Raw genomic sequence first — 11,300 nt, forward strand, 5'->3', positions numbered from 1 at the left:
GTCAAAACGACGGCGCATATCCAAGGCTCCTTTCCCGAACCTTGAATCAATCACTTGCCGTCCACGCAAGCCAGTTTATGAGTTTACGGCCTAACTCCGATAGCAGGCGCAGCAATTCTTTGTCGAAAGATGTCAAAAACGGTTCGGGCGAGTAAATTGCCACTCAAAACTACTCCGCCGCCTCGGCCCCGAACAAGCCCGCCTCGGCCTCCTCGCCGGCGCCGCTCTCATTCGCCGCCTTGGCCTTCTGGCGCTTGTCGAAGCTTGCCCATACGTCGTTCCAGTTGCCGCGGGTGGCGCCCTTGGAATATTCGGTTGCGCGGGTCTCGAAGAAGTTGGCGTGCTCCACCCCGTTGAGCAGCGGCTGGAGCCAGGGCAGCGGGTGTTCCTCGATCAGGTAGATCGGCTGCAGCCCCAGCTGCTTCAACCGCCAGTCGGCGATGTAGCGGATATATTTCTTGATTTCCTTCGCGCTCATGCCGTCGACCGGGCCCATCTCGAAGGCAAGGTCGATGAAGGCATCCTCGAGCCGCACGGTCTTCTGGCAGATGTCGACAAGGTCTTCCTTGACCGCCTTGGTCAGGCACTGGCGTTCCTCGCAGAAGGTGTGGAACAGCTTGATGATGCCCTCGCAATGCAGGCTTTCATCGCGCACCGACCAGCTGACGATCTGGCCCATGCCCTTCATCTTGTTGAAGCGCGGGAAGTTCATCAGCATGGCAAAGCTGGCGAACAGCTGCAGCCCCTCGGTAAAGCCGCCGAAGGCCGCGAGCGTGCGGGCGATGTCCTCGTCGGTCTCGACCCCGAACTGGCCGAGGAAATCGTGCTTGTCCTTCATCTCCTCATATTCGAGGAAGGCCGAATATTCGGTCTCGGGCATGCCGATCGTGTCGAGCAGGTGTGAATAGGCGGCGATATGCACCGTCTCCATGTTGGAGAAGGCGGCGAGCATCATCTTCACCTCGGTGGGCTTGAACACCCGGCCATAGTGCTCGTGATAGCAGTTCTGCACCTCGACATCGGCCTGGGTGAAGAAGCGGAAGATCTGCGTGAGCAGGTTGCGCTCGTGATCGGTGATCTTCTGCGCCCAGTCGCGGCAATCCTCACCCAGCGGCACTTCCTCGGGCATCCAGTGGATCTGCTGCTGGCGCTTCCAGAACTCGTAGGCCCAGGGATACTGGAAGGGCTTGTAGGTCGAGCGGGCTTCGAGCAGCGACATGGGCGGGTTCTCCTGAAGGCGGTCAGTCTAGCAGATACGCGGCGCGGCGGCGCGCGGATTCACAGGTGGCATCACGGGGCGTAAGCGATGAGGATGTAGAGGCAGAAGGGCACGAACATCGACACCATGGCGATGTGGATCACCGCCGCGTTGCGGGCATGGCCGGGCTGGTTGCGCTTGAGTTCGCGCACCGCAGTGAAGGCAAAGACAAGGCAGACCACGAGGCCGAAGATGGCCGCTGCAATCGGCAGGTTCATGTTGACCTCTCCCTTCCTTCACTCCGGCGCGCAGCGCCGTGGGCAGATCGCCCCTACTGGCAGCTCAGGCACTCCTCGTAATCGGTCTTCTCGCCGCTTGCCGAAAGCTCGATCCGCGGCGGCTCGGTGGTGTTGTCGGCCTCGACCCCGCCGACGAAGCCGGCGCGCTGCACGCTCTTGGAACGCAGGTAATAGAGCGACTTGATGCCCTTTTCCCACGCCTGGTAGTGCAGCATCATCAGATCCCACTTGTCGACATCGGCCGGGATGAACAGGTTCAGGGACTGGGCCTGGTCGATATAGGGGGTGCGGTCGGCGGCGAATTCGAGCAGCCAGCGCTGGTCGATCTCGAAGCTGGTCTTGAACACCGCCTTTTCCTCCGGCGTCAGGAAATCGAGGTGCTGCACGCTGCCGCCGCGCTCGAGGATCGCGTTCCACACGTTGGTCGAGTTCTTGGCCTTCTTCTCGAGCAGCTTTTCAAGATAGGGGTTCTTGACGATGAAGCTGCCCGAAAGGGTCTTGTGGGTGTAGATATTGGCCGGGATCGGCTCGATGCAGGCGCTGGTGCCGCCGCAGATGATGCTGATCGAGGCGGTGGGCGCGATCGCCATCTTGCACGAGAAACGCTCCATCGCCCCCATCTCGGCGGCATCGGGGCAAGGCCCGCGCTCCTGCGCCAGCAGCATCGAGGCTTCGGAGGCCTTGGCGCTGATGTGGCGGAACATCTGCAGGTTGAGCGCCTTGGCCGCCGCGCTTTCAAAGGCGACGCCCTTGGATTGCAGGTAGGAGTGGAAGCCCATCACCCCGAGCCCGACCGAGCGTTCGCGGCTGGCCGAATACTTGGCCCGGGCCATTTCCGGCGGCGCGCGGTCGATATAGTCCTGCAGGACATTGTCGAGGAAGCGCATCACGTCCTCGATGAACTGCCTGTCGCCCTTCCACTCGTCCCACTTTTCAAGGTTCAGCGAGGAGAGGCAGCACACCGCCGTGCGGTCATTGCCGAGGTGGTCGATGCCGGTGGGCAGGGTGATCTCGCTGCACAGGTTGGAGGTGGAAACCTTGAGCCCCAGGTCGCGGTGATGCTTGGGCATCATCCGGTTCACCGTGTCGGAAAAGACGATGTAGGGCTCGCCCGTGGCAAGGCGGGTCTCGACCAGCTTCTGGAACAGCGAGCGGGCATCGACCGTGCCGCGCACCGAGCCATCGCGCGGCGAGCGCAGGTGGAACTCCTTGCCATCGCGCACTGCAATCATGAACTCGTCGGTGACGAGCACGCCGTGATGGAGGTTGAGCGCCTTGCGGTTGAAATCGCCGCTGGGCTTGCGGATCTCGAGAAACTCCTCGATCTCGGGGTGCGAGATGTCGAGATAGCAGGCTGCCGAGCCGCGCCTGAGGCTGCCCTGGCTGATCGCGAGGGTAAGCGAATCCATCACCCGCACGAAGGGGATGATCCCGCTGGTCTTGCCGTTGAGCCCGACCGGCTCGCCAATGCCGCGCACATTGCCCCAATAGGTGCCGATCCCGCCGCCCTTGGCCGCGAGCCAGACGTTCTCGTTCCAGGTGCCAACGATGCCCTCGAGGCTGTCCTCGACCGAATTGAGATAGCACGAGATCGGCAGGCCGCGGCTGGTGCCGCCGTTCGAGAGCACCGGGGTGGCGGGCATGAACCACAGGTTCGAGATGTAGTCATAGAGCCGCTGGGCATGGGCCTCGTCATCGGCATAGGCATCGGCGACGCGAGCGAAGAGATCCTGGAAGCTCTCGCCCGGGAGCAGATAGCGGTCCTTGAGCGTCTCCTTGCCGAAATCGGTCAGGTTGGCATCGCGCTGCGCATCGGTGCGGATGGCAAAGCGCCGGGCATTGACCTTCTTGCTGTCAGCCTGGGCGGAGGCCTTGGCCGCCTCGGCCAGCGCCCCGGCCAGCGCCTCGCCCGCCTTGGCCGCAATCAACGCCTGCGATCCGGCATCATCCCTTGTCATGCTCACTGCCTTTTCATCTCCGCGCGCAGCGCCGGCCGCTCCAGCGCCCTCGCCCGCAATCTCCGCCTCGCCCGGCACGTTCTCGCTCAGCCTGAATTCCATGTCCTGCCCCATATCCCCCCGAAATGTCCCCCCGAATCGAGCATAGGCCAGTGGCCCCATGTTCTGATTCTGTTCCATACCCTTGCGTCCACAGGCTTGCCAACCGCCCTGTCCCGAGAGAGGCGCCTCGCTGGCCTGTCATGCCGCCTGGCCTCGGCCCACAGCGCGCCCCCTGCCGGCCGATCCTTCCCACCGTTGCCCCCCCGGGGGGGGCGGGACGATCACCAAGGCTTGGGGGTTCGATGCGAGCCGAACCACTAGATGATGAATCAGGGCGGGAATCGCGTCAACGCCCGATTAAGCCCGGATTAACCGCAAGGCCGGTGCCAGCTTGCCCCGCTTGCCCCGCGACGCATGGAACAAGCTTGAGTCGCGGCGCGCGCAAGCCCCAAATTGAATCTGTGAAGAAAAATATGGGGAGTGAATCTTTGGAATCCAGCCGTGAATCTTTTGCACGCGAGCGGGCATGAATCTTGCGCTGAAGCGAAACGCGCGGATGGCGCGCGCCGCGTCTAGCCCGCCCGGGCGGCGACTTCGGCGGCGTCGAAATAGTGGATGTGCAGGCTCTTCAGCAGCCCGTCCGCAAAGGTACCAAGCTCGCAGATCGTCTGGGTGAAGGGGGCCGAGCCGTCCCTGGGGTGCATGGTGAGGCGAATCACCATCACCGCGTGGCTATCACCCCCGGTGCAATCGAGGATCTCGAGCCGGGTGTCGGCCCAGGTGCCATACATCGCCGCGGCGCAGCGCTGCAGCGCGTCCCTGCCGCGCCATTCGCCGCCAAAGGGCAGCGAGGCGGCCTCGTAGAGCACGAAATCAGGGTGGATCAGCGCTTCCACCGCCGCCCAGTCGCGCGTGGCGGCGGCGCTATAGACCCGGGCGAGCATGTCCCTGGGGCTGGTCATCCGTCCTCGTCGATGGTGCCGATGAGATCACCGACCTTGTAGGTCGCGCCCTCCTCGCCGGTGGGATGGATGATCCCGCTCGCCGGAGCCTCGATCTCGGTGGTGCTCTTGTCGGTCTCGACGGTGTAGATCACCTCGCCCTTCTCGACCCGCTCGCCGGGGCCGAACATCCATTCGACGAGGGTCATCTCGAGCGCGCTCATGCCGAGCTTGGGAATGCGGATTTCGACAGCCATCTAGAGCCTACCCATGGCAAGTTTGATCTGTTCGACGATCTTGGGCTTGGTCGGGATCCACGCCTGTTCGAGGTGGCTGGCAAAGGGCACGGCCGAGAAGGTGCCGCCCACCCGCCGCACCGGACCCTTGAGGCTGTCCCAGCACTTTTCCTGGATATTGGCGGCGATCTCGGCCCCGGTGCCGAAGGGGCGCACCGCCTCGTGCAAGGTCAGCGCGCGCCCGGTCTTGCGCACGCTCGCCAGCACCGTCGCCTCGTCATAGGGGGCGATGGTTCTGAGATCGATCACCTCGACGCTGATGCCTTCCTTGGCGAGGTCGCTGGCGACATCGAGCGCATCGAGCACGGTGCGGCCATAGGTGATGAGCGAGATGTCGCTGCCCTCGCGCGCCACCGCCGCCTTGCCCAGCGGCACGCGGTAGCCCGGGCCGGGGTCTTCACCCTTGAGGCCATAGCACAGGATGTTCTCGATGAAGATCACCGGATCATTGGCATCGATGCTCGCCCGCAGCAGCCCGCGCGCATCAGCCGGGTTCGAAGGCGTGACGACGTGGATGCCCGCCACGTGGGCAAACCAGGCCTCGAGCATGTCCGAATGCTGCCCGCCAAAGCCCACGCCCACCCCGGTGGTGGTGCGGATCACGATCGGGCAGGGGGTCTGCCCGCCGCTCATGAACCTCAATTTGGCGGCATGGTTGACGATCTGGTCCATGCACACGGCGACGAAGTTCATCAGCATGATCTCGGCGATCGGGCGCTGCCCGGCAAGCGCCGCGCCCACCGCCGCGCCGACGATCGCGGTTTCCGAGATCGGGGTGGCCCGCACCCGGTGCGCGCCATATTTCTCGGTGAGGCCTTGCGTGACCTTGAACACCCCGCCGCCCTGCTTGGCCGAAACATCCTCGCCGAGGCAGAACACTCCCGGGTCTTCGGCCATGGCCTCGTCAATCGCGAGGTTGAGCGCCTGGGTCATGGTGATCTGCGCCATCACGCGGTCTCCTCGAGCACGTCACGATAGATTTCATCGACATCGGGCAGTGGCGCGGCCAGCGCGTGCGCCACCGCGGCATCGATCTGGGCATCGATCTCGGCGACGATGGCGTCGAGCTCCTCCTCGGTGAACTGGTGTTCCAGCATCACCTTCCTGAGCTTGGGCAGCGGGTCCTCGCGCTTCATCTCCTCGAGATGCTCGGGCGGCATGTAGCTGAAGTCCGAGCCAAAGAAATGACCCATCATGCGGTAGCACATGGCCTCGATCAGTGTCGGCCCCTCGCCCGCCCGGGCGCGCTCGACCGCCTCCTTCACCGCCGGATAGATCTGGAAGACGTCATTGCCATCGACCCTCACGCCCTTCATGCCGTAGCCTTCGGCGCGCATCGCGATCGAGGGGCTGGCGGTGTGATCGGCATAGGCCGTGTGCTCGCCATAGCGGTTGTTCTGGCACAGGAAGATCACCGGGAGCTTGTAAAGCTGGGCCATGTTGAGCGCCTCGTGAAAGGCGCCGATATTGGCCGCCCCGTCGCCAAAGCTCACCAGCGTCACCCGCCCATCGCCATTGTTCTGGCTGGCCATGGCAAGGCCATTGGCGATCGGCAACCCGCTGCCCACCACCCCGGTGGTGACCATGATCCCGGTGGCCGGATCGGTGATGTGCATGGTGCCGCCCTTGCCCTTGCAGGTGCCGGTGGCCTTGCCGAGGCATTCGCCCCACCACTTTTCCATCGGGATGCCCTTGGCGGTCTGTTCGCCCTGGCCGCGATAGGTGCACACCACATAGTCCTGCGGCTCGAGCGCGGCCATGGCCGCGGCCGAGACCAGCTCCTGGCCGCGCACGCAGTAATACATCACCGCCACCTTGCCCTGCATCAGCAGCGCGCGGAACTTCTCGTCGGTGCGGTTGACCTTCATCGTGCGGGTGTAGATGTCGCGCAGCTTGTCGCGGTCGATGGCAGGCATGGAAAGAGGCCCTTCCTGTTTCGGGTGAAGCTCAGAACTGGACGCGCTGCGTGAAGCCGCCATCGACCACCACATTGGCCCCGGTCATGTAAGGCACCGCGGGGCTGGCGACGAAGACGATCGCCTTGGCGACCTCGACCGGCTCGCCGAAACGGCCCATCGGCATCTTGGCGAGCGTCGCATCGAAGAGCGGCTTCATGTGCTGCTCGATCACCTCCCAGTTGCCGCCCTTGTAATAGATCGCCCCGGGGCTGACGGTGTTGACGCGGATGCCCTTGGGCGCGAGCGCCTGGCTCAATTGCGAGGCATAGGTGATGAGCGCCGCCTTGATCGCGTTGAAGGGATTGGGGGCGATGAAGGTTTCGAGCGCGGCGGTGGAGGAGAGCATCACGATCGAACCCGAACCCGACTTCTCGAGATGCGGGGTGAGGGTTTCGACCGCGAGCGCGGCGCCCTTGATGTCCATGTCAAGGCAGGCCTGCCAGTCGCCCGTGCCCCCGGTGCCCGAGGCAGAGGCGGTGTGGACGAAGATGTCGCACCCGCCCAGCTCGCCCGCGGCCTTCTCGAGCCAGGCCTGATAGGCCTCGGCGCCGCTCGCCATGTCGAACACTTCGGCAAACACCTTGCCCGGCCCGGCGGCATCGATCGCGGCTTTGGCGGCCTCGATCTTGTCTTCCTTGCGCGAGAAGAAGGCGACATCGGCGCCCTCGGCGGCGAAGAGCTTCAACGATTCAAGGCCGAGGCCGTGCGCCCCGCCGTTCATGATCACCTTCTTGCCCTGAAGTCCCAGATCCATCGCGCCTCTCCCCGGCCATTGCGTGCTGGAAAAGGGGATAGCCGAGGGCGCCAGCCGGGCGGATTGGCACTTTTGGGGGGATGGGGGGATGGGCCGGCGGGCAAGGCCCGGGCCGGCGCTTCATCCACCTATTCGCACAGGCCCGCGGCGCGCTCGGCCAGGCCCTTCAAGCCCTTGCACTTGGGCTTGCGCGGGCGCGCCTCGGGCACAGGCTCGTCATCCTCTGCCGCACCAAGGCCGCCCATCCCTGCCATCCCGGGCAGCAGCATGGTCGAGGAGCGGAAGCGCACCCGCGCGATCCATTCGGGCTTCCAGGCTTTACGCGCATCGGCCGGGCGCGGCGGATAGGCAAAATCGGCCTGCGGGCCATAGGCCTGAAGGTTGACCATCAGCGCCTCGCCCGCGGCCTTGATGACCTCGGCCGGGATGGTGCAATCGCGCTGCTCGGGCGGCATCACCGTGCCCGCGGCGATGAGCTTTCTCACCCCGGCGGGCGAGATCCAGTCCCACAGCGGGCCGCCGAAGGCCTGCTGTTTGGACGAGGCCCACCACACCATCTCGCTCGGCGCACCGCGGCGCCCGCCGTCCTTGGCGCCGATCGCCCAGGCATAATACCCGGTGGCCTTGTCCAGCCCCTTCCACGCCAGCATGCTCGCGCCGCTCGCCAGCGGGCTCGCCGTCGCCTCGAGCGGGGGCATGAAATCATCGGCGAGGGTGAAGTTGATCTCGCGCGCATAATTGGCGGCGATCCGGTGCGCACCCACGAGCGAGGCATTGGCGGGCAGCTGCTTCATGTCCTCGCGATTGGGCCAGGTGGTATAGGTGCGGCTGTTGGCGCTGGTCACCTGCCAGTCATCGGGCAGATCGATCGGCGCGACAAACAGCCCGGGCGGCACCTCGCCCGCGGCAAGCCGCGAGAAATCGATCACCACCGGCTGGCCCGCAGGGGCGCGCGCGCCGCAGCCCCAGAACAGCAGCAGCCGCCCGCTCGGCCGCTCGAAGCGCGGCGGCGCCTCCGGCTCACGCGCCCCGCCCTTGCTGCGCTGCGGCGGGAGCAGGCGCACCGAGGTGCCCAGCCCCGCGGTGGCGGGCATGAAGTGATCGGCCTGGGGCGGCGGGGCGGTGGTGGGCGCCCCGTGGTGGAGGCTGAGCATCCGCACCGCCTGCGGGCGCCCCCCGCGCATCATCCCCAGCACCGCGCCCAAGCCGCCGCCGCTGCCCATGGCGCCAAGCCCGCTCATGGTCGCCGCGTCCATGGCATAGCGCACCGGCCCGGCGCTGCCCGCCTGCGACAGCGCGCTTGCCGAAACCAGCGCCGAGGCCGCCGCCAGACCCATCAGCGCCGCGCCAAGAATCTTTCTTGCCATTGCGATTCTCCCCCCAACAACGCGGCAAAGCCATAGCACAGCCACCCCGCAAAGGCGAAAGGGCAGTCGCAAGGGGTTCCCATGACCGGGTTCGAACCAGTGGTGAGGCCATGGCGCATTATTCGTGTTTCTGATATGCCGCCGACCATTCAACAGCTTAGGATTAGGCAACCGACTTTGCGACATGTGCTGTGACCGCAGAGGAAATGCCAGCCAGCCTGATCCGTGTTAACGTAGGGATCAATCCACCGCTTTGGAGGCACTGCTCGTTGCCTTTTCGTTCTTTGCAGGCCAATTAATCGGCATTCCCGCTTCGGCATAGTCCGGTTGTCCGAATCATGGCCACACTCGCTCAACCATCGCTTTTTGATGCGCCCTATATCCATGACCTTGCGTCAGAGCTTGAGGCGTTCAGCTTCAACGGAGACAGAACTGTTGTCGAACATCGAAATGGCGTAGCATATTTCTTCAATGAGTTTTGGACCGCGCGCCAACGTCAGGCGCATTCGATCCACGAGATCAGCTATCGGGCGTGCTTCAAGCCGCAATTGCCCGATTTCTTCATTCAGCGGCTGACCAAGCCCGGTGACATCATCTACGACCCGTTCATGGGGCGCGGGACAACACCGATCCAGGCAGTCTTGACGGGACGCGTCGGGACGGGAAATGACATCAATCCACTCAGCATACTGCTGACGCGTCCGAGAATTAATCCACCATCACTGTCTGCGATCAAGGATCGGCTGGATATGCTCGACCTTCGCTTCGGAAAGGTTCAGCATGAGGAGCTTGAGGTTTTCTTTCATCCCGAAACACTTGCAGAGATTGAAATGCTTCGCTCCTATTTCTTTAGACGCGAGGCCAGTGGGAAATTCGACCATGTTGATGACTGGATACGCATGGTCGCAATCAATAGGTTGACCGGTCACAGCAGCGGATTCTTTTCAGTCTATAGCCTGCCGCCGAATCAAGCCGTCTCAGTTGAGGGGCAACGCAGGATCAATGAGAAGCGGGGGCAGGTTCCGCCGCGTCGATCGGTGAAGGACATCATCTTTAAGAAATCACGCACCCTGCTCCGTGATCGCGTTCCCCAGAGTGGCAAAGCGATATTACTAACGGGCGACGCAACAAACTGCGGGCTAGGCGACGCGACAGTTGACCTCGTCGTTACCTCTCCCCCGTTTCTCGACATTGTGCAGTATGCCGCTGACAATTGGCTTCGCTGCTGGTTTGCTGGCATCGAGGCTGCCGAGGTCGATATCGCCATGCATAAGAAGGTGGAGGACTGGACCTCGTTCACTCACCGGGTGCTTGCCGACCTCGCCCGTGTCACGCGACGCGGCGGTCACATCGCCTATGAGGTGGGCGAGGTCCGCAACGGCAAGGTCGAATTAGACAGTCTTGTTCTGGAGGCCGCAGTCGGCCTGCCGCTCGATCCAATTGGCGTCCTCGTTAATGTTCAGGAGTTTACGAAGACGGCAAACTGCTGGGGCGTGTCCAACAACTCGAAGGGCACTAACACCAACAGGATCGTCATATTCAGTCGTCGATAACGACAGACGACAAGAGCGGCACAATGGTCGAGTAGAACCGGGCGCTGCTGATACGCGTGCCCGCGCCAAGCTGCCCTTTGCGGTAGAGGTCAAATATCAGGTCAGATGGGACCACGAAGACCGGCACCTGCGGAAACTTCTTAATGTCGGAACAGACATAGCCCTCAATGTTCTCCAGCTTTTGCAAAAAGCCCTGTTCCTCAAAGACGCGCCCACTGCCGACCATGTAACTCGGGCAGAAGTAAATCCCGGAACTGATGGAACGCGCCTCCCAACGGCCACCTTTATCATCAATCAGGTCAAAGCCCGATCCTTCGGAGGGCGCTAGCTTCCACGAGGGAAAAGCGTCACGAATGCGACGCTCAAGTATGAAAGAGATGCGCCGCCCGTCGCGGAAATACACAAGCACCTCGTCCTTCTCTAGGTGCATCGCAGCCGCGAGTTCGTCCAAGTCCCATTCGAGAATCAGTGAATTTGCCATACAAATGCCTTGTCTTTGCGCACTGTAGCGCCCAGCCGACCTGCATCGTATTGTGAGATGACTAACCACTGCCCCGTAAGAGCGAGAATGGTGCTGCTGGGGAGGATTGAACTCCCGACCTCACCCTTACCAAGGGTGCGCTCTACCACTGAGCTACAGCAGCGCCGCGGGCAGGCGGGCGCTATTGTCGCGCGGCTGCGCAATGTCAACGCTCTTCTTGCCTGCCACCGGCACCAAGCACGCGCGGGCTTGATGCCGCCGCGCCTTGGCGCCAAGGGATTTCACATGGAGACGAAAACCGGCAAGAATATGTCGCGCGAGCAGCGCCTCGCCGCCAAGCTGCGCGAAAACCTGCGGCGCCGCAAGGCCCAGGCCCGCGCGCTCGGCGATTCGGCGCGAGCCCATGAAGCCGCGCCGCAGGGGCTTTGCAAGCCGCCGCGCGAAGGCTAACCC

12 protein-coding genes and 1 tRNA gene are annotated in these 11,300 nt (G+C 63.5%); 2 read left to right on the forward strand and 11 right to left on the reverse strand.

Translation table 11 applies throughout. The annotated features are described in order from the left end of the window. Window positions 1–169 precede the first annotated feature (169 nt). The 9 genes from G524_RS0107570 to G524_RS0107610 all read right to left on the reverse strand — a co-directional run bounded on the left by G524_RS0107570 (window position 170) and on the right by G524_RS0107610 (window position 8,813). Window positions 170–1,219 carry a ribonucleotide-diphosphate reductase subunit beta gene (locus G524_RS0107570; protein WP_027443176.1) on the reverse strand — a complete coding sequence of 350 codons (1,050 nt, stop codon included), beginning with the start codon at window positions 1,217–1,219 and terminating at the stop codon, window positions 170–172. A gap of 71 nt (window positions 1,220–1,290) precedes the next feature. After that, a complete protein-coding gene (locus G524_RS0107575; protein WP_027443177.1) occupies window positions 1,291–1,476 on the reverse strand; it encodes a hypothetical protein in 186 nt (61 codons plus the stop codon). A 53-nt stretch (window positions 1,477–1,529) separates the two neighbouring features. Beyond that, window positions 1,530–3,557 (reverse strand): ribonucleoside-diphosphate reductase subunit alpha, encoded by a 2,028-nt coding sequence (locus tag G524_RS0107580; protein ID WP_027443178.1) that lies wholly within the window; start codon window positions 3,555–3,557, stop codon window positions 1,530–1,532. A gap of 512 nt (window positions 3,558–4,069) precedes the next feature. Continuing rightward, window positions 4,070–4,459, reverse strand: coding sequence for a nuclear transport factor 2 family protein (locus G524_RS0107585; protein ID WP_027443179.1), 390 nt, complete (start codon window positions 4,457–4,459; stop codon window positions 4,070–4,072). After that, window positions 4,456–4,695, reverse strand: a complete 240-nt coding sequence (locus G524_RS0107590) for a biotin/lipoyl-containing protein (RefSeq protein ID WP_027443180.1) — start codon at window positions 4,693–4,695, stop codon at window positions 4,456–4,458. Before G524_RS0107590 ends, G524_RS0107585 begins: the two co-directional genes overlap by 4 nt. Next, complete coding sequence (locus tag G524_RS0107595; RefSeq protein ID WP_027443181.1) at window positions 4,696–5,682, reverse strand: alpha-ketoacid dehydrogenase subunit beta; 987 nt, start codon at window positions 5,680–5,682, stop codon at window positions 4,696–4,698. Further along, window positions 5,682–6,650 (reverse strand): thiamine pyrophosphate-dependent dehydrogenase E1 component subunit alpha, encoded by a 969-nt coding sequence (locus G524_RS0107600; protein WP_027443182.1) that lies wholly within the window; start codon window positions 6,648–6,650, stop codon window positions 5,682–5,684. Before G524_RS0107600 ends, G524_RS0107595 begins: the two co-directional genes overlap by 1 nt. 31 nt (window positions 6,651–6,681) lie before the next feature. After that, entirely contained in the window at window positions 6,682–7,446 is a 765-nt protein-coding gene (locus G524_RS0107605; protein ID WP_027443183.1) for an SDR family NAD(P)-dependent oxidoreductase, read from the reverse strand. A gap of 128 nt (window positions 7,447–7,574) precedes the next feature. After that, a complete protein-coding gene (locus G524_RS0107610; protein WP_156894043.1) occupies window positions 7,575–8,813 on the reverse strand; it encodes a hypothetical protein in 1,239 nt (412 codons plus the stop codon). A gap of 338 nt (window positions 8,814–9,151) precedes the next feature. On the opposite strand from G524_RS0107610, the gene G524_RS0107615 reads away from it, so the two are divergent. Beyond that, complete coding sequence (locus G524_RS0107615) at window positions 9,152–10,366, forward strand: DNA methyltransferase (RefSeq protein WP_051220980.1); 1,215 nt, start codon at window positions 9,152–9,154, stop codon at window positions 10,364–10,366. On the opposite strand, the gene G524_RS0107620 is transcribed toward G524_RS0107615, so the two are convergent. Together G524_RS0107620 and G524_RS0107625 are read right to left on the reverse strand one after the other, a co-directional pair. After that, the gene (locus tag G524_RS0107620; RefSeq protein WP_027443186.1) at window positions 10,353–10,847 is read right to left on the reverse strand and encodes a hypothetical protein; all 495 of its coding nucleotides are present in this window, start codon (window positions 10,845–10,847) and stop codon (window positions 10,353–10,355) included. The two genes, G524_RS0107615 and G524_RS0107620, sit on opposite strands and share 14 nt — an antisense overlap. 88 nt (window positions 10,848–10,935) lie before the next feature. Continuing rightward, window positions 10,936–11,010, reverse strand: a tRNA-Thr gene (locus G524_RS0107625). An 89-nt stretch (window positions 11,011–11,099) separates the two neighbouring features. Here G524_RS0107625 and G524_RS15270 point away from each other — a divergent pair. Next, the gene (locus tag G524_RS15270; protein ID WP_036857629.1) at window positions 11,100–11,297 is read left to right on the forward strand and encodes a hypothetical protein; all 198 of its coding nucleotides are present in this window, start codon (window positions 11,100–11,102) and stop codon (window positions 11,295–11,297) included. Window positions 11,298–11,300: the final 3 nt, after the last annotated feature.

This window comes from Erythrobacter cryptus DSM 12079 (genome assembly GCF_000422985.1).
Lineage (GTDB): Bacteria > Pseudomonadota > Alphaproteobacteria > Sphingomonadales > Sphingomonadaceae > Erythrobacter > Erythrobacter cryptus.